We start from the raw sequence: 19,615 nt of genomic DNA, 5'->3' as shown, positions 1-19,615 counted from the left end.
GGCTCTTTAATATGTGAAAAGGGGCGCAGGAGCTTTATACTCCCGCGCCCGTTTTGCTCTTGAGGACTTATCTCGTGTCCAATGTCGTTGCCGATCATCTCGTCTTGCTTGACCACCTGCGCAGCATCCTGGTCGCCGTAGGTGAGGCCGAACAGGTTCCCGAAGAAAGCCATGCCTTGTTCCTGGAGCGCTTCGACGAACTGCTGGCATCCTTGCCGATCGAGCCGATTGAAAGTCAGTACCTGGGCCAGGACATCTTGACCCAAGTGATTTCCCGCTATCCGCAGATTGCCCACCTGATCCCGCGGGACCTGCTGTGGTACTTCGCTGGCGACTGTCTGCATTACCTGTCGGACGAAGAAATCGATATGTACCAGGCGCTGGAAGAACGTCGCTACGAAGCCGAACAGAACGACGAACCGTTCGACTGGAACCAGGAAAAACAGCTGCTGTCGATGTCGAACCAGGACAGCAAGCACTGATCTCTGTTAAGTAACGCAAAAGGCCCGCATGGTTGAACATGCGGGCCTTTTTTGTGGCATTGCCGAGAGATGTGGTGGTTCGAAGTCAGTCTTCGAGGCCGGTCAAAGCAACCCATCGCTCTCGGGCAACTCATACTCCGTCGCGACCTTGCCCAACGCACCCGGCTTGCCCGGCCGGCTCAAGGTTGGCTCCTTCTCCAGGCATTCCACCAGGTAGTCGATGAGCACCCGTAATTTGGGCGGTAAATAGCGGGTGGGCGAATGCAGCAGCCAGGCGCCGCCGTGGTAGGACGCCAGAAAAGTCCAGTCCGGCAGAACCTGCACGATCAGCCCTTGTTCCAGCGCATAACGGGCTGTGAAGTACGGCAGGCTGCCGATGCCGATGTGTTGCAATACCGCGCCCAGTCGCACGCCCGTGTGATTGGCGGCATAACGGCCGCGCACGCCGACGGTCACGGCTTTACTGCCTTTCTTGAATTTCCAGCGCGCATCGCTCGGGGTTTCGCCCAGGTAGATGCAGCTGTGGTTGAGCAAATCATGGGGATGCGTCGGCGTGCCGTGTTCGGCCAGGTAGTGTGGCGTTGCACAGAGCAAATGATCGATGGTCAATAACTGCCGCCCCACCAGCCCCGCGGGTGGGCGGTCGGTAATACGGATCGCCAGATCGACGTTGTCGTCGATCAAATCCACCTGACGGTCATCGAGCAACAACTCCACGTTCACTTTGGGATAGCGCCGCAGAAATTCGGGCATGTGCGGATGAATCACGAATCGCCCGACCGCCTTGGGCACGCTGACACGCACCAGCCCTTCCGCCTCATGGGTGAACTGACCACTGATTTCCATCACCGACTTCGCCGCGCTGACCATCTCCTGGCAACGCTTGAACACCTCTTCGCCAGCGTCACTCAGGCGCAGTTTGCGCGTAGTGCGTTGCAGCAGCCGCGTGGCGAGTGCTTTCTCCAGCCGCGAAATGCTGCGACTCACCGCCGAGGGTGAAGAACCTAGTTGGCGTGCCGCTTCGGAGAAACTGCCGGTCTCGACAACCTTGACGAAAATCGCCATTTCACCGAGCAGAGGCAGGGGAAGATTTATGCTCACAGCGCAACAGTCCTTTGATGATTGAACGGATTATCACGCTATTCCACGATTCATATAATAAAAAATAGAAATTTTAATAAGGGCATGGAATATGACGCTTCGCCTCTTCTTCCATAGTGATGACCTCAAGGCCAATGTGGAAGTCTTGGATTGCACGCCCTACGAAAACGAATTCGCAGTCGTGTTGCGTGCCACACTGTTTCATCCCCAAGGCGGCGGGCAACCCTGGGATACCGGCTCGATCGGCGAAAGCAAGGTGCTGCGGGTGGTTCAGGAACCGGACCGGATCATCCATTTCGTCGACCAGCCGGTAAAACCTGGCATGACCCAGATTCGGGTCGACGAGCAACGCCGGCGGTTCAACACCCGCATGCATTCGGCGGGGCACTTGATCGGTCATTTCGTCCAGGCGATGGGCTGGATGCCGATCAAGGCTCATCACTGGCCGGATGAAGGACGTGTTCAATTCAAGCCGGGGAATAACGCTCAGGAGTTCGATGCCCAGACGATTCAGCATGGCATCACGCAATGGATCGCCCATGACCTGCCGCGTCTGACGTCATTACGCGAAGGCGCCCGGGAAATCGGTTTCGGTGAACTGCCCGCCTACGGTTGCGGCGGCACCCATGTACGGAGCCTGAAGGATTTGGGCACGGTCACGATCACGTCCCTTTCACAGAAGAAAGGAACGCTGTCAGTCCACTACAGCGTGGATTGAGCATTTTGGCGATGTCGGCCCCGTCATCGCCTGACGCCGGGGAGCCTGCGTTCGCCGGCTCTGTTGACTATCTGATAGATGGACCTAAAAACATGATGCTTGACGTCGAGCGTCTCGATGAGACGTGCATACAAAAACTGGCCAATGAAGAAGTCCTCGCCATCCGCGTCAAAGGCTTGTTACCTGGGCCGCTGGCGATTCAGATCGGTGACAAGATCCTCGCCCCCGGCTTCGAAGGCTATATCAACGCGCCGAGCATCGGTCGCATTGGCATGGCGTTTTATGAAGCGGAAAACCAGCCGCTGCTGATCGAGGACTATTTCGAGCGCGCCACCAGCAACATCGCCGAGTTACGCAGCCGTTGCGCCCCCTACTCCTCGCCTGTCGACACACTGCGCTGCATGCTCGACGAGTCCTGGCCGGCGGGGGCGCACCTGGAGAATCTCTATGGCCGCAAGATGTATGTGGGGTTATCCCGGGTCGTGAAGCCCGGAGTGTGCTTCCTCGCCCATCACGACATTTTCGCCAAGGACGCCCCGGACAGCTTCCAGGCCAGAAGCCTGGAAGCGCAATTCGCCTGCAACGTTTACCTGAACATGCCCACCGAGGGTGGCGCGTTGCAGATGTGGGACCATGACATTTCTCCAGACCAGTTCGATGAAATGCGTGGCGACAGTTACGGCATCGACCCCGCCTTGCTTGGCCCTCCGACTTTGGAGATCCGTCCCGAGCCGGGTGACTTCATCATGTTCAATTCGCGCTGCATGCACTCGGTGACCCCGGGGGTGGACGACCCGCGATTGAGCCTGTCCTTCTTTGTCGGCTATCGCGGCAATGCTTCACCCCTGACTTTCTGGAGCTGAGATGTTTTCGAATTACCTGGGCGAGTTTCTGGCGCTGGCAACCATCCACTTTCTGGCCGTGGTCGCCCCCGGACCGGATTTTGCCGTGACCATCCGCCAAAGCGTGCGTTTCGGCCGTTTAGTGGGGATTTGCACGGCCCTGGGCATCGGCGCAGGCATTTCCGTGCATGTGCTTTACACCTTGCTCGGCGTCGGCGCGCTGATGCACACCACACCCTGGTTGTTGACGGTGGCAAAGGTGGTGGGGGGTGCCTACATTTTGTACCTCGGCGTGAGCCTGCTGCGTAGCAAACCCAAAACTGTGCTGGAAGGCGACAAAGGTGCAGACGAACCGGTGGTCGAGCAAACATTGCTGAAGGCGTTCACCACAGGTTTTCTAACCAATGCCACCAACCCCAAGGCCACCCTGTTTTTCCTGGCGATCTTTACCACGATCATCAGTGCCACGACACCGCTGCAGATTCAGGCGCTGTACGGGCTGTGGATGTGTTTCGTGAACGCCTTATGGTTCGTGATCGTGGCCCTGTTCTTTTCCAGCGTCCGGGTGCGATTGCTGTTCATGCGCATGGGGCACTGGTTCGAACGAACCATGGGCGTGATCCTGATTCTGTTCGCTGGCCGGTTGATTCTGTCGATGTAAAACAAACATACGCCCCCCAGTCTGACTGGCGGGCCGATATGGATGCCACGGACAAACAATGAACACTGCTCAACAATCGATTCAACAGTACATAAAAGCCAAGGACAGTAATCGCCCACATTTGTTACGCCAGGCCTTTGCGCCAGACGCGATACTGGACATGCTCGTGCACACCGGATCTATCTCGTTTCTGATCTGCACTGCATCATGGAGTGGGTATCGCATCTGGATTACCCATGGTGCAGTTCGCAAGCGTTAGTGAGCAATGCTCCTGATATAGACATGCTTGAAGAGGTGATCCAGTACCTTGCGACCAATACTCCAAGCAGAACTTCGCAGGTGTAGAACTACACAATCTGTCGTATTCAGCTTCCTTGTCATATCCCGCCCGACGCCATTGTTAGGATTGGTCAGCATCCGAAAAATACAAACCGGCACGCCTGAAAAGACGTCACTTAATGAGTGGCGTTTTTGTGAAAAATGCAGCGCAAAACCCCAAGAAAAACTCGCAGGACCGTGAAGCCCCCCTTATTTCATCAGCATCCGCCGCATTTCCAGTGATTGCGTGGCCGGACCGTGGCTTTCAGAAAAAAACCAGTATCTGTATCGAAAGTTTTCGTTCAAAGCATGGCGCTTTGCCTTGGTTGAACTACCTTTCAAACAAGAAGAAGACATAACGGTTCGAAATGCCACGTTAGGTTCAGCGATCAGATAGCGGATTGGCAAAAGGAGTTACCTCACTATGATCCTGACAAGCGTTTTCCGGCTCAGTGCGTTAATTGCCGGTTGCTTTTTAGGGGAGTCAGGTCGGCGCAAAGTGCCGTCTTTAGCTGCTGTCGAGCCTGCATATATCGTTCGGGTTGACAGCCCAGGCATCTGGATCACTAAAAACCGTTATAGCAAAGGTCGCTCGCCGTTCAGTCAGAACAGCGTATTGCAGCTGTTTGCATGTAGCACCAAAGAATATTGCCGGGGCCATTAGTCAGGGGTCTGGCGGGGTAGAGGGCCGACCGAGGCCCCTTGTAGTGATCCGAGGCAACCTGGTTTTGCCTCAAAGATGGCCTATTCAGCGAGGATGCACTTAATGAGCTATCGTACCGTGCCCGCTTTCAAGCGAATTATCCATGGTCTGTTCTGGATGGGCCTTGGTGTGGATGCGGCTCAGGCCGCGGCGGCCAATTGTTCGCAGTTGGATAACTTACCGGCAACGTTCGAGGTCGGTCAGGGACTTCAGAACGAACTGCGCGTCCCTGTCCCGGTGACCCAGTTGGCAGTGGGCGACCCGAAAGTTGCCGACGTGCAACAAAGCGGCAACAACCCCAACGCCTTCTTGCTCACTGGTATCGCACCAGGGGCCACCAGCCTGATGGTCTGGACCGCCTGTTCGAAAGAGCCGCGCCAAAGCATGGTGTTCGTCAAGGGCAAGGCCACCGCGGCCCTGACCAGCGTCTCGACAGTGCCTTCCGAAGACCCGCTGTTGCCGATCCAGGTGCAAACCGACATCCGCTTCGTAGAAGTCAGCCGGACCAAACTCAAGGAAGCCAATGCCTCGATTTTTGCCCGTCAGGGCAACTTCCTGTTCGGCTCGCCGAGAACCTTTCCCACCATCGACGGCATTGTCACGCCATCGTTGCCGGTGAACAACGGCATGTTCAACTTCGCTTTTGCGTCCAGCGATACGCTGGTGTCGATCAACGCACTGGAAGGCAGCGGTTTCGCCTACACCCTGGCACGGCCAAGCCTGGTCGCGCTCAGCGGGCAGAGTGCGAGCTTCCTGGCCGGTGGTGAAGTACCAATTCCGGTACCCAGTTCAGGCAGCGATAACGTGTCCATCGAGTACAAGGAATTCGGTATCCGCCTGACCCTGACGCCGACCATCATCGGCAAAAACCGTATTGCGCTGAAGGTGGCACCGGAAGTCAGTGAACTGGACTTCACCAACGCCGTGAGCATCGCTGGCACCATTGTTCCGGCGCTGACCATACGCCGTACCGACACCAGCATCTCCCTGGCCGATGGCGAAAGCTTTGTCATCAGCGGCCTGATCAGCACCCGCAACAATTCCCAGGTGAACAAGTTTCCGGGGCTGGGCGATATCCCGATTCTGGGGGCGTTCTTTCGCGACAACACCGTCAACCGTGAAGAGCGTGAACTGCTGATGATCGTTACCCCGCATCTGGTCCAGCCACTGGCTGTCAACGCACAACTACCGTCATTGCCTGGCGAACAGCTGCGCAATTACGACCCGAACTTCTACCGCATGTTCTTCCTCGAAAATGGCGACTTCGACAGTCGTTCCGGGCTTTCACAATGAGCCAGAGCAGCCTGAATCTCACCCTCATTCGTAACGGTGACCTTGAGCGCTTGCCGGGCCGGCTTTCTTGCCATTGGCCAAGCGTTCAACGTGTTGTAGCCAAAGGACATTCGATGAAAGCAGTCATTGCAGTCATGGCGACATTGATGCTCGCAGGTTGTGCCACTAATGGTTTGTCTTCGCGACCGGCCATCTGTGCCAAGCCCGATTCGGAACAAGAGTTGGCCCTGAGTCTGGCCGACAACATGGCCAACGATGGCCGTTTGTATGCCAGCCTGGCGAATCTGGAAGGTTTGCCCGACAACCTGGTTCAGGTTCGCCTGCGCAAGGCCCGGGTGCTGCGTTTGATGGGGCGTAACGAGGCGGGGCCGTTGTATCAAAGCTTGCTCGGCACCTGTCTGGCCGCCGACGGGGAACATGGCCTGGGCCAATTGGCCGCGGCCAAAAATGATTACGCCACCGCGACCAAACACCTTGAGCGTGCGGTCAAGATGGCCCCCACCGATGACAAGATGCGCAATGACCTGGGGGTCGTTTACCTCAATCAACGACGTATCCATGAAGCACGCTTCGAGTTCATGACCGCCATGGAGCTCAAACAGTCCAATTCATTGGCGGCACTCAATATGGTGACGCTGCTGATTTATCAGGATAACTGGAAGTCGGCTGCCGAACTCGCGAACCGTGCCAGCTTGAGTCCCCAGCAAATCGCCGAGGCTCAAAGCCGCGCGGAAAAACTCAAGGCCTCCGCAAAAAAAGTGGCGGCTTCGCAGGGCAATCGCAGAACTGAGGTAGCCACTGCCTCATCCGGTGCGACCAAGTAAAACGTACGAGGAGTCGAGATGAATACCAAGAGGCTGTTGATCGTGTGCATGGCTTGCCTGTCCACCAGTGCCTGGGCTATTGAACCGGGCCCCTCTTCGAAGGAGCAAAAAGGCACCGAGCAGTGGTTGGTAATGCAGAGTCGCGGTGTCGTTGCCTCCACTAAACTGCAAACCGCTTCGGCCGCCGAACGTGACCTGGCCATGCAGCGTTGGCTGAACAGCTTCCTCTACCCGATTCCGGAGTTTTTTGACCAGGATACGGCGGGGGAAATCACTAGCGGTGACTGAAGCACATCAATGAGTGAATAGTTTCTGACGTCGTCTAAAATGGCCTGGCTGAATAGCCGGGCTAGATGTCGTGTGGCAGCGGTATCTGCTAATTATCCAAGCCTGGCTGGATTACCGCGTGCTGGCGAAGCCTGCGAGCTTTGCTCTTCAGCGATTCCCTCTCCCATCAGAATCAAAATATCGCAGGCCTCGCCAACTCCTACGCCTGACCGCAGCGTTCCTTAAGGAGTGCCTGGCAACAATTCTTGCGCCTTGGCCAGCCTGTCACCGAGCGTATCGCGACAATCAACCAACGCCCGGTCGTTGATGAACAGATATACGCAAATCCCTGTAGGAAGCTGCCGCAAGCTGCGATCTTTTGATTTTTCTGGCAGGCAATTCATTGTCCAGACCTCTAAATCAAAAGCTCGCAGCTTGCGGCAGCTTCTACAGGGATGTGGACCTATGGAAGGAAAGTGCAGATCAGACTCGAGTGGCAAGGCCATCGTACTCGACAGCCTCCGCCCGTTATTTCACCCGAATGCTTTCATCACGCCGATCATGGCCGGGCCAATGGCTATCAGGAAGAAGCTCGGCCACAGGCAGAAAATCAGCGGGAATATCAGTTTGGTACCGATTTTAGCCCCCATCTCTTCGGCAGCCTGCATACGCCGGTCACGGAACTCATCGGCATAGATGCGCAGGGTATCGGCTACGCTGGTACCGAAGCGAATACTCTGCGCCAGCAGGCTGACCAACCCTTGTACATCATCCAGCCCAGTGCGCAGGGCCAGTTGTTTGAGCGCCTCGGTACTGGTAATGCCCGCGCGGATTTGCGCATTGACCAGGGCCAGCTCTTCAGCCAGTTCAACCTGACTGACCGACATTTCTTCAGCCACCCGCTCGATGGTCGTGGGCAGCGCCAGGCCCGACTCCACGCACACCACCATCAGGTCCAATGCATCCGGAAACGCGGCGCGTAGCCGGTTTTGACGCGCCTGCTTGCGCTTGCCGACATACAGGGCCGGCAGCAGCCATCCGATACCCGCCATCAAGAGCACCAACAGCAGGCCAATGGTCAGCGAAACCTTGGGGATCAAAGGCAATAGCAACAATGCAACGCCAACCAGCAACAGCGGTAACATCAAACGCACCGCCCAGTACATCTGCACCGCCGAAGCAGAACGGTACCCCGCGTGCGTCAACAAGGTCTGGGTGGCGGATGCCTGAGCCGATTCGCTGGAGGCAAAGCGCTGACCGACCCGCTCCAGCAACAGTTGCAGATTGCCCGGAGCCTCCTGCCCGCTTGTATTGCCTAAATGACCACGCTTGATCAACGCCAGGCGACGCTGCACCGGGTCTTGAAGGCCCAGCATCAGCAAGATCACGGCAACCATCGCAAGCACCGTACTGATCCCAATGGCGCCGAGAAACATCAGACGCCCCATCTCCTCATTTCCCGTGACCCGACTGAACAACCCGAGTAAAAAGTCCATGAACTGTACCTCCCGGTAGCGAATACCGCTTTAAACCTGAATCCGGATGATTTTTTTTATCCAGAAAATCCCGATCAACATGGCGCAGAAAGCCCCGATGATCAGCTTGTGGCCTATGGGATCATTGAGCAGAACCGGCATGTAGGTGGGGCTTGTAACGATGATCGCGATCGCCAGCACGAAGGGAATGGCCACCAGTATCCAGGCCGACATCCGCCCTTCGGCCGACAGGGTTTTGACCTTGCGCTGGAAGCGGTAACGCCCGCGAATCAGCCGGCTCAAACGCTCCAGCACTTCGGTCAGGTTACCGCCGGTCTCACGATGGATGAGGATCGAGGTCACCAGCATCATCACCGTCATGCTTGGCATACGCTCGAGCAGGCCAAGCATGGCCCGGCGTACATCGTTGCCATAGTTGATATCGGCGAAGGTCAGGCCGAACTCATGGGCGACTGCCCCCTTGTGCTCCTCGGCGACCAGACGCAGGGTTTCGTTGAACGGGTGCCCGGCGCGCAGGGCCCGGCACATGGCATCCAGCGCATCCGGCAGGCCTTCCTCAAACTCAGCGAAACGTTTGCCACGGTCACGAGAAATTTTCAGCACGGGTAACCAGAACACCCCGAAGCCCGCCAGCAGCGCCATCCACCAGACCGCCGAAATCATCCAGATCGAGATAGCCGCACAACCGCCCAGGAACAGCCCGAGCAACAGCACCCGATAAGCCCGGTACTCGTGGCCACCCTGCTCGATCATCTGGGTCAGGCTCGCCATAAAAGGCAACTGCTCGAGCATGGCCTCCAGTGGCGACAAGCGCGTCAGGTATTTCTGCCGCAACACTGTCTGCATGTTGGGCAAATTATTGGCTTTCTCCAGTACATTCAGACGACCGCGGATGCGCTTGCGCATCTTGCCGGCCTCGCCGAACACCGGCACTACCACGCCTTGGGACAGAAGGAACACGGCGATAAACACCATGCCGAGGAACATCAGAATGAATTCACCAGGAATATTGTTCATGACTGCCGTGCCTCCATCCATTCAGGCCTGAACATCGTCAGCGGCAACTCGATACCGCGCTTGGCCAGCACATCGCGGAAGGCCGGGATCATGCCGCTGGGGCGATAATCGCCAAGCACTTCGCCGTTCTCGCCCATGCCTTGACGCGCAAAGGAGAAGATTTCGGTCATGGTGATGATCTCGCCCTCCATGCCGTTGATCTCTTGCACGCTGACCAGGCGGCGCTTGCCGTCCTCCTGGCGTTCCAGCTGGATCACCACGTCGATGGCCGACGCGATCTGCTGCCGCATGGCCTTGATCGGGAAGGTCGCGCCGGTCATCGATACCATGTTCTCGATTCGGCCCAACGCATCGCGCGCGGTGTTGGCGTGGATGGTGGTCAACGAGCCGTCGTGGCCGGTGTTCATCGCGGTCAGCATGTCCAGCGCCTCGGCGCCGCGCACTTCGCCGATCACAATGCGGTCCGGACGCATCCGCAAACTGTTGCGCACCAGCTCCCGCTGACTCACCTCGCCTCGCCCCTCGATATTCGAAGGCCGGGTTTCCAGGCGCACCACGTGGGGTTGCTGCAGTTGCAGTTCAGCCGAGTCTTCGATGGTGACGATCCGCTCGTTTTGCGGAATGAAACTGGACAGCACATTGAGCATGGTGGTCTTGCCGCTGCCGGTACCGCCGGAAATCAACACGTTCAGGCGTCCACGGACAATCGCCTTGAGTAGCAGGGCAATGGCCGGGGTCAATGTCCCCACCGAGATCAGGCTGTCGGTATTGAGCAGGTCCACCGCAAAGCGGCGAATCGACATGCTCGGGCCGTCGATGGCCAACGGCGGGATAATTGCGTTGACCCGCGAACCGTCCTTGAGCCGGGCGTCCACCAATGGCGAGGACTCGTCGATACGACGACCCAGGCTGGAGACGATGCGGTCGATGATGTTCAGCAAATGCTGATCATCGCGAAAGCGCACATCGGTCCGTTGCAGTTTGCCGAAGCGCTCGACATAGACCGAGGCAAAGCCATTGACCAGAATGTCGGACACGCTGTGATCGGCCAGCAACGGTTCCAGAGGCCCCAAACCAAGCACTTCGTCTGTGATTTGCTTGATGATCAACTGGCGGCTGACGGAACTCACCGGTGCCGAATGCTCATCGAGCAAGCGCTGGCAAATATCGCGAATCTGCCGCGAGGCCTCGGCCTGTTCAAGGGAGTCCAGCAAGGACAGGTCCATGACCTTGAGCAACTGCTGGTAGATCTTTTCCCGCCACTCGGCTTCCACCGGGGTGACCTGGCTTCTGGTTTCGTACAGAACGTCCGGCACCGCACGTTCCCACGCCATTATTTCCTCTGCCGGATCCAGCAGGTCCTCGGTCGCCGACGATGAGGCGGGTTTACCGGACTGTTTGCGCAAGCGGTTACGAAAGTCGCTGATCATGGGTCATCCCCCGAAAAAACGGTTGAAGGCGCGTTTGAGTAAGCCTTTGTTCCCGGCTACTTGTTGACCGACCAGGTCCTCGGTCATGTCGCGCAGAGCGGTAGTAATCGCTGCCCTCGGCGCATGCAGCCCCAACGGCACGCCAGTGTTCTGACTCTGGCTGACCAGGTTGAAGTCGTTGGGTAATTTCGACAGATTGGTGCAGCGCAGCGCCTCGCCGATGTCTTTGAGGCTGATGGCGGCTGACTTGTCATAGCGGTTGACCACGATCTGCAATTGATCGCCGCGCACACCCAGGTCATCGCGAAGAATTCGCACCAGGGAGCTGGCGTCGCGCAGATGGCTGACGCTCTGCTGCACCACCACGTACACCCGATCCACTTGTTCCAGTACCGAGCCGGTGAGGTGGTCGATTTGCCGCGGCAGGTCGATCACCACCCAGTCATAGCTGGCGCGGGCCAGTTTCAACAGGGCATCAAGCTGTTCGGGCTGGGCATCCTGCGGCAGACACAGCTCACCGGCCCGGCCACCCAGCACATGCAAGCTTTGGCTGAAGTGACTGCAAAAACCGCGTAACGCGACGCTGTCCATGCCATCGATCTGATGCAACACCTCCAGATGGCTGTGGGTTTGCGCCACATCCAGGTAATGCGTCACGCTGCCAAATTGCAGGTCCATATCCAGTAACAGAGTACTGCCGCCCTTGGCGCTGAGTTGTTGAGCCAGGTTGCAGGCCAGCAGGGTTCCGCCGGAGCCGCCCTTGGCGCCCATCACGGCGATCAATTTGCCTTCTGCTCCGCTGCCGGTCCGAACTTCCATGACCAGCCGATTCAAGGCGGCAACCAGCTCGGTCTCGGCAATGGGCTCGGGCAGCACGTCACGGGCGCCGGCCTGCATGGCCAGGCGCATGCCTTCCTGTTCGCTCAGCAGACCACACACCAACATCGGTGGACGTTCATGGGCTGGACGCTGCAACAACGCCGACAGCTCTTCACGCCACAGATGGCTGACGCGCAACAGCAGCACATCGGGCATCCGGTCCAGGCCGTAGAGCGGGTCGACATGCCCATTACTCACCAGGCGGGTGCTCACCTCAAGGCTGGGCATGCGCTGGCAGACACTCTGCAGATCGCGCAAAGAGGTGGCATCGCGGCTGCTGATCAGCAACCGGAGCCCGGCTTTGCCGGTCGAGGGGGCGACTGGAGTTTCCTTGGTATTCAGCATGGTGTGATCTCCCCGGAATCGGAATGACGCCCAAGGCTTTCGCGTGGCAAGGTTGCCCTGAATGTGGGCAAGGTAATGGGCACGCCGAACCCGGGAATGAACAGATTGAAAACGAAGTTTTGCAGGCTCAACTGGACATAGCGGATGGCACGAAATCCGTTAGCCCCACTCGTGTCGGCGGGATTGCCCACCTGAGCGCCGTTGGCATCCAGATAGGTCAATGTCAAGTGGGTGGTGGCCAGATCGGTAATGATCTGACTCGCACCGGCGTCGGTCGCTGCGTTGAAGATCGCCCGCCGCAACACCACCGGGTCACTGATATTGCACACCGATGCCAGACGCACACCACGACGCACGACTTCATCCAGTGTATTGATCGTGTAGTACAGGCGACCGAATTCCAACGTGCCAAACAACAGAGTGAATACCAGCGCGCCAATGATGGCGAACTCCACGACATAGGTGCCGCGCATGCGTTTGCGATTCATCACAGTGCCCTCATGACAGTGGTGGCAACCAGCGGAATGCTCAGCGCAATCGGATTACCGAAGAAACCCGGAATCGCTCCGGTGCAATTGCCACTGCCAATCACCGGGCAGAACGTATAAGTGATGGTGACCCGCACATGGTCAGTGCCCACTGCAGCGACCTCCACCATGTTGGTTGTCAACCCCGGCACCACCGCGGTCCCGGTATTTGCAGGCACACCATAGACCGCGACATTTCTTGTCTGGGCCTTCAGCGCATCGCTCAGAGCGACAGCGCCAAGCGTTGAGTTCCAGGCCTGGTTGGCGACGAAACGGTCGGCATCACGGCTGGCCTGCAGCAACATGTTGTATTGGTAGAGCATGCGGCCGAACTCGCCGAAAGCCAGCAACAGCAGGAGCAACAACGGCAGCACGAGGGTGAATTCCACCATGGCCAGGCCTTGCTGGCGCTGCGACTGTTTAAACGTGTGAAGTCTCATGACGCCCCCTCCTACGAGTCGGTGCTCGGAGTGCCGCTGCCGTTGAGATAGGTTTTGTAGAGCTGAATGATCTGCGGGCCGGAATCGTTCGACGGGTCAGGACCGGACACATTGTCACCTTCGCACTCCTTCACAAACTGCCCGAAAATCTGCGCTTCAGTGCCGCCCCCGTTCATGGGCTGCACCACGAAATAGCAGCCAAAACCCAGGACAGGGATCGAGGTTGAACCGCCCTGTTTCCCGGTGCATTCGCCCACCACGATTTTCAGCATCCGGCGCTCGAACACCCCATTGCTCTCACAGCCGCTGCCGGTCCCTGCCACGCATGCGGCCACGCTGGCACGCCAGTCGTTGTAATCCATTATTGCTTCGCCACCCGCCGTAAGATCGCCATCGTTCGATGTGACAGGTTGCCCCTTGTATTGGGTTTGTGCCGGGGTAACTGAATCGTTGTAAGTAATCTGAGGGTTGCTGGATGCGGTCACCAGGTCTGGCGGATAGTTCGAAGCGCTGACCGGACCGTTGTAGATGCCAAAGCGCGTATTCAGGCCTTGGGAGGTAGGGCCGACCATGTTGCCGGGAGAGGTCTGGACGTTGTCTCCCACATTGCGGCAGACCGAGCCGCCTCCAGCCAGGTCCTGCCTGACCGTACTGCCGCCCGAGCCGAAATCGAGCAACTGGAAGTTGCCCGGGCCAATGGCGGCCGAATTGCCAGCCGCCGATTTCAATACCTGCAGATCACCAAACTGGAAGCCCCAGAACATACCGGCGTCAGGGTCGTATTGGGTCGCGTCGCCACAAACCATCAACGGGGCAAGATCACACGGGCTGGTAGGGCTGGGTCCAGCGGTGGCAATCGCCGCCACCCTTTTGTTCCCCAAGCCGCTGGTGCCGAATGTCTGGACGAAGCTCCAGAAAAACCCCATCAGACTATAGTTCGGTACCGATACCCGAACGTATTTGGCATCCGACGGGCCGGGAAAGGAAAACGGGCCATAGACGCTGCTAGACAGTTCCACCACCGCAAAGGTGCCTGGGCTGCCGGCAACTGCCGTGGCCAGTTCGTTATTGCCCGCGGCATTGGCATTCTGCGCCAGAGTATTGAGCGCCGCTGCCTGCGTCGCGCTGGCAGAGTTGACAGCCCCCATCACCTGACTGAGGGTTTTGGCACCACTCAGGGCGGCGGCGTCCACCGCATTCTGCAGACGCGTTTTGTTTAACAACATGTGGCCCATGTCGAGCGTCAGACCCGCCACCATTAACATCGCCGCCAATGCGATCACCATCAATACGCTCACCGAACCTTCCTGGCGCCTTGGCGTCGCAGTGAACGGCTGCTGAATTCGAAGATTCATCATCAAGCCCTCATTTACCGAAACTGATCCGGATCGGCTCCGCCAATACCTGGGTAGCCCAGGCGCCTGTTGCGCTCTGTCAGCGAATGTTGACTACTTTGGTTTCGATCCCGCGGATGATGGTGATAGCCCCGCCACGCTCGCCACTGCTGCGTACCACGCGTTTTGGCGCCGGGGCTGCGGCCATCGCCATGACCGGTGCCGCAGGTGCGGGCGCAACGGTCGCGATTTTCTTCTGGTCATTCAGCGGATTGCGCAAGGTCAGTTGCAATTTGCCTTCCGTTTGTGCGGTAACCAGGGTTTCAGCCTCAGCAGTCGTCATTTCCAGCGTCACTGCACGTACCACTACCGGCTGGGTCTTGTCGGTACCGGCGGTCTGGTCCACTGCCAATACTCGCAGGTTCTCGAGGATGGTCCTGGACACAGCGTTATTGCCGGCGCCATCAGTTTTTTTAGTCGCCAGTACATCAACCCGGTTGCCTGGCAGGAGGAACCCACCCACGCCAACCACATCGTCTACGCGTACGGAAATGGCACGTTTGTCCGTTGCTATCAGCGAGGCCAGGGTACTGCCGCCCAAGTGCTCGCTCAGGCGTGCACCACGCATTACGTCGCCCCGCAAAATGTCGAACGTTGCGATCTTGCCCACGGCCTTGTCGGTTGAATCGAGCGCATCGTCGGGAATTGTGTCCATTGGCATGCGTACGGTCGTGACTTGTTGGGCCTCGACCATCTGCCCGAAGGGAATTTCTACCGTGGCGACCACCACACTTCGAAGGTGATCATCGGGGGTGGCATTGAGCCGTGCGCTCAGCCAGGAGTCGGCCATCCATGCGGCCCCAAGGCCCATGACCAGAGAAATGCCTATCAGGGAAACAGTACGAGAGCTCATGTCAGTATCTCCGCTTCAAAGAAAGTCGAGCTGGACGAAATAGTTGTGCCAGGCCCATTCCAGCTCCTGCGGCGACAGGGCTCCGGAACCGCCCAGGTAACGCTGACGGTCGAGGGCCATGTTCAGGAGATCGCGGGGGTGGCAAGGCACCAGGGGCATGCCTTCACTTGCATAAAGCCTTTGCAATACATAACGCAGCAGCAGCGGGTCAAAAGGAATGCCCAGGCGCTCGCTTTCCTGACGCCAGATCTTTTCGTACTCCTCAGGCTTCAGGTAACCGAACTGCAGCTTGTAGCCAATCCGGCGAAGAAAGGCCTCATCGGCCAGCTCCAGAGGATTGAGGTTGGTGGAAAACACCAGAACCAAATCGAACGGCAGCTCGCAATGCCGACCGCCGCCCAGGTTGATGAAGTCGCGCTTCTCTTCCATGGGTACGATCCAGCGATTCAACAGCTCGGCCGGAGCCATGCGCTGGCGTCCCATGTCGTCGATGATGAACAGGCCGTTACTGGCCTTGAGCTGCAAGGCGGCCTGGTACTGACGGGTGTAGGGGTCATAGCGAACGTCCAGCTGTTCCATGCTCAGCTCGCCGCCCGTGATAACAATCGGACGTTTGCAGCACAACAGTCGACGGTCGATCCCTTCGTTGAGCATCAGATTGTTCGATTGACTGTTGTCATCCAGACGCTGATGCACCTGCGGGTCATAGATCTCGATCACCGACTCATTGATGACGATGGCATGAGGCACCCAGATCGCTTCAGCGAACAGACGAATCAGCCGACTGCTCACATACGTCTTGCCGGTGCCTGCGGGGCCATAAATCATGATCGCGCGCCCAGAGTTCAGCGCCACCCCCAACTGATCAAGCATCCCCTCGGTGAGTACCACGCCAGCAAGAGCGTTGCGCATATCGTTGGCGTTGATGCGACCGTGGTGGATGGTCTGGATTTTGATCAGGGAACGATAAGTACTCACCGGGAAAGGTGCCGCGCCGATGTAGCCACTGCGCGACAGGGCATCGCGGGCGGCGCTGCGGCCGCGTTCGGTCAGGCCATAACGCAACATTTGCCCACCGGTCTGGCCCATCTGGCCTAGCACTTCGACACGACCATCCTTGCGCAGGAATGCCAGGACTTCTTCCAGTACAGCGCCGGTCAGCGCCAGGCGCTCCACCAGCCGCGACATGTCCAGCACGCCGGCGTCATGCAAATGTTTGCACACCAACTCACCGAGGAAACTGTCGGTCAGACCGGTTTCGCGGATGGTGCATGGCTGAGGCGCCAGCCGTTGCACCGCCTCCCGATTGCTGGAGTAAGCATCACTATCGACAATGACGTGCATGACTAACCTCCAAATCCACCGGCAACGAGTAGCCAGTAGACGCTGTTCAACGTCCCGAGCAGGATCGCAACCGAATAAGGAAAGGGCTTGCTGGCCACGTCGTCCGAGCTCGGCGCCATATAGGCCCGCGCCCGAAACATCAACCGATAGCGCCCCAGCGTCTGCAACAATTGACCGCGCACCAGCACGATCAGGAAACCGCATAACCCTCCCCATAGCAGACTGAAGAACACAGCCCACAAGGCGTAATGAGGGGGTAAAAAACTGCCAACCATGGCCATCAGCTTGACGTCACCGGCAGCCATGCCGCCTAAGGCATACATAGGCAGGAACAGCGCAAAACCGATCAGGAGGCCCAGTAGGCCATCCCCCATCCCGCTGAGCCCACCTGAATAAGTCTGGCCGGCCAATCCCAACGCTAGACCTACCAGAATCAGCAGATTGGGAATGCGGTGGCGACGCAAGTCGCTCACCACCGCCACACCCAGCAGTCCTATCAGCACAATGGTAGAAACCAGCTGTTCCATGGACATCGCACATCTCCCTATTAAGTTGTTATTAGCAAGTGCCAGGAAGAACGGCGTTGCAAAGAGCTATCATCCTGGTGTTAACGGCCCCGCCAAGAAGCGTGAACGTTGCAACAACAGCCACGGTAATCAGCCCACCCGCCACCGCGTATTCCACAATGGTCAGGCCGTCTTCGTCTTTGGCGAACTTCACTACCGAAGCCTTGATTGTTTGCATGATCATTTTGCCCACCTCACTCGAAAGTTGTTTTTTCAGAGGCAGTACGTTCTGAACTGCCTGATGCAACCCTAGTCAGTGGCAAGGCTTAGGCGTTAGGAAGATTTTGCACATCACTAGGACTTTTTTGCGGGGGCACCAACTACCTGGTAGTTGGCTTTTGGCAGGAACGGCAGGGCAAAAAAAGAAATGACTTTCGAATGCGATTGCTGTTGTTTCACAAGCGACGAGCGGTTGCGACGCGAGATATCCGTTCACGCTAACAAATATTGGGGGGAATCGGATTGCCAACCAAAGATAGAGCGTATAGAACTAAAGTATGAGTTCTTTATAAGCATTTAATCTGCAAAGTCAGAACTCATTGACAATACTACTCACCGAGAACGGCATGAAGAACCGCAGAGTAGAGACATGACGTCCAATTTGACCAGAAGGCCATCGCTACTGTGGTTCGATCTGACCCACGATCATTCCACGAAGGAACTCATCGCGCAGTTCGAGAGCGCTTGCGACTGCAAATTGGCGAAAAATTCCGTGTTGCCCATCGGTGGACAGGCGGACATGATCTGCATCCATTTTGATCGCCCCGACACGCCAGGCTTGAGGCTGTTGCTGGAGATCAAGCGCACCACTCCCTCCATCCCTATCACCATGTTCACCGTGCAGCATTCGGAAGAACTCGCGGTATGGGCCATGCGTTCCAGTGTCTGGGAATACATGGTGCTGCCGCTCTCGTCCGGCGAAAAAAAGCGTTACCTGACGGCCGTGGTGCAGCTGTGCGAGTTGCGCCGAAATGCCAACGGGGGCCAGACATCGCTGATCGATCACTCTCCCACCTTGCCGGACAGCATTCGATTGACTTCAGGACACCAAAAACACCAGGCGTTGAGCCACGTCATGCTGTACATCGACCAGCACTTTCGCGACAGCATCGATCAGAGAGAGTTGGCAAAGCGCTGCGGCATGACGACCTTTCGCTTCAGCCGCCTGTTCAAGGAAGCCAATGGCCTGGGCTTCACCGATTACATCCTGGACAAGCGCATGAACTTCGCCAAGGAACTGCTCGACAATAGTCAGATGCCTATTACCAGCATCGGCTATGAAGCCGGCTTCAAGGACCCGTCCTATTTCGCTCGCGCCTTCAAACAGTTCGTCAACTGCACGCCCAGTGAATACCGTTTGACCTGCCAACTCAGAGCAGTGGCAGCGCAACCGGCGCTGGAGGATACAACCGCTGAAGTGCTCGAAAGCCTGGTGCAGAGCCTCGGCAGTTAAAGCGGTTTTTACCCTCACACAATTTCAGCCACAACGCGCATTCCTTGTAGCAGCTGCTACGGATAGCCCGAAGGTTTTTATTCCAATCAAGGGAAATGACAAATAACGCGCATAAAAAAACGCCGCTCAATGAGCGGCGTTTTTTGAATTTGGAGCGGGAAACGAGACTCGAACTCGCGACCCCGACCTTGGCAAGGTCGTGCTCTACCAACTGAGCTATTCCCGCAAATGGCGTCCCCTAGGGGACTCGAACCCCTGTTACCGCCGTGAAAGGGCGGTGTCCTAGGCCACTAGACGAAGGGGACACGCTGCCCGGAACACATGGTGTGTGTTTCGGTACCCAGATCCGTATCCGAAGATCAGGTTCTGGTTTCACTCAGCCCTGCCCGAAAGCAAAGCCGTTTAAAACTGGAGCGGGAAACGAGACTCGAACTCGCGACCCCGACCTTGGCAAGGTCGTGCTCTACCAACTGAGCTATTCCCGCATTGGCGTCCCCTAGGGGACTCGAACCCCTGTTACCGCCGTGAAAGGGCGGTGTCCTAGGCCACTAGACGAAGGGGACACACGTACAACATTCACTCCCTACCGCGTTTCGCTGTGTGCTTTACGCTGTAAGTGGCGCGCATTCTATGGATGGATTGAGGGGTCGTCAACCCCCAGA

General features: G+C 57.5%; 21 protein-coding genes, 4 tRNA genes and 1 pseudogene. 10 read left to right on the top strand and 16 right to left on the bottom strand.

Translation table 11 applies throughout. From position 1 onward, the window contains the following. The first annotated feature begins 74 nt into the window (after positions 1 to 74). Entirely contained in the window at positions 75 to 482 is a 408-nt protein-coding gene (locus FHW68_RS19765; protein WP_095634879.1) for a PA2817 family protein, read from the top strand. 102 nt (positions 483 to 584) lie between these two features. Here FHW68_RS19765 and FHW68_RS19760 read toward each other — a convergent pair whose 3' ends face one another. Then, positions 585 to 1,583: a LysR family transcriptional regulator gene (locus FHW68_RS19760; RefSeq protein WP_183682523.1), complete on the bottom strand. Its 999-nt coding sequence runs from the start codon at positions 1,581 to 1,583 to the stop codon at positions 585 to 587. A gap of 91 nt (positions 1,584 to 1,674) precedes the next feature. Between FHW68_RS19760 and FHW68_RS19755 the strand changes: the two genes are divergently transcribed. The 8 genes and pseudogenes from FHW68_RS19755 (at position 1,675) to FHW68_RS19725 (ending at position 7,230) form a co-directional block, all read left to right on the top strand. Then, a complete protein-coding gene (locus FHW68_RS19755; RefSeq protein ID WP_183682520.1) occupies positions 1,675 to 2,301 on the top strand; it encodes an alanyl-tRNA editing protein in 627 nt (208 codons plus the stop codon). 92 nt (positions 2,302 to 2,393) lie between these two features. Further along, positions 2,394 to 3,164, top strand: a complete 771-nt coding sequence (locus tag FHW68_RS19750; protein WP_008070203.1) for a 2OG-Fe(II) oxygenase — start codon at positions 2,394 to 2,396, stop codon at positions 3,162 to 3,164. A 1-nt stretch (position 3,165) separates the two neighbouring features. Continuing rightward, a complete protein-coding gene (locus FHW68_RS19745; protein WP_183682516.1) occupies positions 3,166 to 3,804 on the top strand; it encodes a LysE family translocator in 639 nt (212 codons plus the stop codon). A 58-nt stretch (positions 3,805 to 3,862) separates the two neighbouring features. After that, positions 3,863 to 4,149: pseudogene (locus FHW68_RS27330) on the top strand (hypothetical protein). A 113-nt stretch (positions 4,150 to 4,262) separates the two neighbouring features. Next, entirely contained in the window at positions 4,263 to 4,481 is a 219-nt protein-coding gene (locus FHW68_RS19740; protein ID WP_183682513.1) for a hypothetical protein, read from the top strand. Between the two features lie 407 nt (positions 4,482 to 4,888). Further along, complete coding sequence (locus tag FHW68_RS19735) at positions 4,889 to 6,118, top strand: type II and III secretion system protein family protein (protein ID WP_183682510.1); 1,230 nt, start codon at positions 4,889 to 4,891, stop codon at positions 6,116 to 6,118. Between the two features lie 113 nt (positions 6,119 to 6,231). Continuing rightward, positions 6,232 to 6,942 carry a tetratricopeptide repeat protein gene (locus tag FHW68_RS19730; protein ID WP_183682507.1) on the top strand — a complete coding sequence of 237 codons (711 nt, stop codon included), beginning with the start codon at positions 6,232 to 6,234 and terminating at the stop codon, positions 6,940 to 6,942. 18 nt (positions 6,943 to 6,960) lie between these two features. Beyond that, positions 6,961 to 7,230 carry a DUF3613 domain-containing protein gene (locus FHW68_RS19725; protein ID WP_183682504.1) on the top strand — a complete coding sequence of 90 codons (270 nt, stop codon included), beginning with the start codon at positions 6,961 to 6,963 and terminating at the stop codon, positions 7,228 to 7,230. 512 nt (positions 7,231 to 7,742) lie between these two features. On the opposite strand, the gene FHW68_RS19720 is transcribed toward FHW68_RS19725, so the two are convergent. From FHW68_RS19720 to FHW68_RS19670, 11 genes are all read right to left on the bottom strand, one after another. Continuing rightward, a complete protein-coding gene (locus FHW68_RS19720; protein WP_183682501.1) occupies positions 7,743 to 8,705 on the bottom strand; it encodes a type II secretion system F family protein in 963 nt (320 codons plus the stop codon). Positions 8,706 to 8,735: 30 nt separating this feature from the next. Then, complete coding sequence (locus FHW68_RS19715; protein WP_183682498.1) at positions 8,736 to 9,722, bottom strand: type II secretion system F family protein; 987 nt, start codon at positions 9,720 to 9,722, stop codon at positions 8,736 to 8,738. Next, entirely contained in the window at positions 9,719 to 11,152 is a 1,434-nt protein-coding gene (locus FHW68_RS19710; protein ID WP_183682495.1) for a CpaF family protein, read from the bottom strand. Before FHW68_RS19710 ends, FHW68_RS19715 begins: the two co-directional genes overlap by 4 nt. A 3-nt stretch (positions 11,153 to 11,155) precedes the next feature. After that, a complete protein-coding gene (locus FHW68_RS19705) occupies positions 11,156 to 12,376 on the bottom strand; it encodes an AAA family ATPase (RefSeq protein WP_183682492.1) in 1,221 nt (406 codons plus the stop codon). Further along, positions 12,370 to 12,864: a TadE/TadG family type IV pilus assembly protein gene (locus FHW68_RS19700; RefSeq protein WP_183682489.1), complete on the bottom strand. Its 495-nt coding sequence runs from the start codon at positions 12,862 to 12,864 to the stop codon at positions 12,370 to 12,372. The genes FHW68_RS19705 and FHW68_RS19700 overlap by 7 nt, the downstream gene beginning before the upstream one ends. Beyond that, the gene (locus FHW68_RS19695; protein WP_183682486.1) at positions 12,864 to 13,343 is read right to left on the bottom strand and encodes a TadE/TadG family type IV pilus assembly protein; all 480 of its coding nucleotides are present in this window, start codon (positions 13,341 to 13,343) and stop codon (positions 12,864 to 12,866) included. Before FHW68_RS19695 ends, FHW68_RS19700 begins: the two co-directional genes overlap by 1 nt. An 11-nt stretch (positions 13,344 to 13,354) precedes the next feature. Further along, positions 13,355 to 14,701 carry a TadE/TadG family type IV pilus assembly protein gene (locus FHW68_RS19690; RefSeq protein ID WP_183682482.1) on the bottom strand — a complete coding sequence of 449 codons (1,347 nt, stop codon included), beginning with the start codon at positions 14,699 to 14,701 and terminating at the stop codon, positions 13,355 to 13,357. 76 nt (positions 14,702 to 14,777) lie between these two features. Further along, positions 14,778 to 15,590, bottom strand: coding sequence for a Flp pilus assembly protein CpaB (gene cpaB / locus FHW68_RS19685; protein WP_183682480.1), 813 nt, complete (start codon positions 15,588 to 15,590; stop codon positions 14,778 to 14,780). Between the two features lie 15 nt (positions 15,591 to 15,605). Further along, positions 15,606 to 16,934 (bottom strand): AAA family ATPase, encoded by a 1,329-nt coding sequence (locus FHW68_RS19680; protein ID WP_183682477.1) that lies wholly within the window; start codon positions 16,932 to 16,934, stop codon positions 15,606 to 15,608. A 2-nt stretch (positions 16,935 to 16,936) separates the two neighbouring features. Next, positions 16,937 to 17,467 (bottom strand): prepilin peptidase, encoded by a 531-nt coding sequence (locus tag FHW68_RS19675; RefSeq protein ID WP_183682474.1) that lies wholly within the window; start codon positions 17,465 to 17,467, stop codon positions 16,937 to 16,939. Between the two features lie 25 nt (positions 17,468 to 17,492). Then, a complete protein-coding gene (locus FHW68_RS19670) occupies positions 17,493 to 17,684 on the bottom strand; it encodes a Flp family type IVb pilin (RefSeq protein WP_030131923.1) in 192 nt (63 codons plus the stop codon). Between the two features lie 405 nt (positions 17,685 to 18,089). Between FHW68_RS19670 and FHW68_RS19660 the strand changes: the two genes are divergently transcribed. Beyond that, positions 18,090 to 18,953 carry a DNA-binding response regulator gene (locus FHW68_RS19660; RefSeq protein ID WP_095634859.1) on the top strand — a complete coding sequence of 288 codons (864 nt, stop codon included), beginning with the start codon at positions 18,090 to 18,092 and terminating at the stop codon, positions 18,951 to 18,953. 150 nt (positions 18,954 to 19,103) lie between these two features. On the opposite strand, the gene FHW68_RS19655 is transcribed toward FHW68_RS19660, so the two are convergent. The 4 genes from FHW68_RS19655 to FHW68_RS19640 all read right to left on the bottom strand — a co-directional run bounded on the left by FHW68_RS19655 (position 19,104) and on the right by FHW68_RS19640 (position 19,516). Then, positions 19,104 to 19,179, bottom strand: a tRNA-Gly gene (locus tag FHW68_RS19655). Positions 19,180 to 19,182: 3 nt separating this feature from the next. Continuing rightward, positions 19,183 to 19,258 (bottom strand) — tRNA-Glu (locus tag FHW68_RS19650). A 104-nt stretch (positions 19,259 to 19,362) separates the two neighbouring features. Continuing rightward, positions 19,363 to 19,438, bottom strand: a tRNA-Gly gene (locus FHW68_RS19645). A gap of 2 nt (positions 19,439 to 19,440) precedes the next feature. Further along, positions 19,441 to 19,516: transfer RNA gene (locus FHW68_RS19640), tRNA-Glu, on the bottom strand. Positions 19,517 to 19,615 lie beyond the last annotated feature (99 nt).

The organism is Pseudomonas sp. Tn43 (assembly GCF_014192635.1).
In the GTDB taxonomy this organism is placed as follows: Bacteria; Pseudomonadota; Gammaproteobacteria; order Pseudomonadales; family Pseudomonadaceae; genus Aquipseudomonas.
This window is presented reverse-complemented; position numbering and strand designations above follow the sequence as displayed.

Bases quoted from the DNA above. Each gene is read 5' to 3' on its own strand.
- FHW68_RS19750 (WP_008070203.1), top strand. From the start codon at position 2,394: ATGATGCTTGACGTCGAGCGTCTCGATGAGACGTGCATACAAAAACTG.
- FHW68_RS19695 (WP_183682486.1), bottom strand. From the start codon at position 13,343: ATGAGACTTCACACGTTTAAACAGTCGCAGCGCCAGCAAGGCCTGGCC.
- FHW68_RS19680 (WP_183682477.1), bottom strand. From the start codon at position 16,934: ATGCACGTCATTGTCGATAGTGATGCTTACTCCAGCAATCGGGAGGCG.
- FHW68_RS19745 (WP_183682516.1), top strand. From the start codon at position 3,166: ATGTTTTCGAATTACCTGGGCGAGTTTCTGGCGCTGGCAACCATCCAC.
- FHW68_RS19740 (WP_183682513.1), top strand. From the start codon at position 4,263: ATGAGTGGCGTTTTTGTGAAAAATGCAGCGCAAAACCCCAAGAAAAAC.
- FHW68_RS19690 (WP_183682482.1), bottom strand. From the start codon at position 14,701: ATGATGAATCTTCGAATTCAGCAGCCGTTCACTGCGACGCCAAGGCGC.
- cpaB (WP_183682480.1), bottom strand. From the start codon at position 15,590: ATGAGCTCTCGTACTGTTTCCCTGATAGGCATTTCTCTGGTCATGGGC.
- FHW68_RS19730 (WP_183682507.1), top strand. From the start codon at position 6,232: ATGAAAGCAGTCATTGCAGTCATGGCGACATTGATGCTCGCAGGTTGT.
- FHW68_RS19710 (WP_183682495.1), bottom strand. From the start codon at position 11,152: ATGATCAGCGACTTTCGTAACCGCTTGCGCAAACAGTCCGGTAAACCC.
- FHW68_RS19675 (WP_183682474.1), bottom strand. From the start codon at position 17,467: ATGTCCATGGAACAGCTGGTTTCTACCATTGTGCTGATAGGACTGCTG.
- FHW68_RS19725 (WP_183682504.1), top strand. From the start codon at position 6,961: ATGAATACCAAGAGGCTGTTGATCGTGTGCATGGCTTGCCTGTCCACC.
- FHW68_RS19755 (WP_183682520.1), top strand. From the start codon at position 1,675: ATGACGCTTCGCCTCTTCTTCCATAGTGATGACCTCAAGGCCAATGTG.
- FHW68_RS19700 (WP_183682489.1), bottom strand. From the start codon at position 12,864: ATGAATCGCAAACGCATGCGCGGCACCTATGTCGTGGAGTTCGCCATC.
- FHW68_RS19735 (WP_183682510.1), top strand. From the start codon at position 4,889: ATGAGCTATCGTACCGTGCCCGCTTTCAAGCGAATTATCCATGGTCTG.
- FHW68_RS19670 (WP_030131923.1), bottom strand. From the start codon at position 17,684: ATGATCATGCAAACAATCAAGGCTTCGGTAGTGAAGTTCGCCAAAGAC.
- FHW68_RS19705 (WP_183682492.1), bottom strand. From the start codon at position 12,376: ATGCTGAATACCAAGGAAACTCCAGTCGCCCCCTCGACCGGCAAAGCC.
- FHW68_RS19715 (WP_183682498.1), bottom strand. From the start codon at position 9,722: ATGAACAATATTCCTGGTGAATTCATTCTGATGTTCCTCGGCATGGTG.
- FHW68_RS19720 (WP_183682501.1), bottom strand. From the start codon at position 8,705: ATGGACTTTTTACTCGGGTTGTTCAGTCGGGTCACGGGAAATGAGGAG.
- FHW68_RS19660 (WP_095634859.1), top strand. From the start codon at position 18,090: ATGACGTCCAATTTGACCAGAAGGCCATCGCTACTGTGGTTCGATCTG.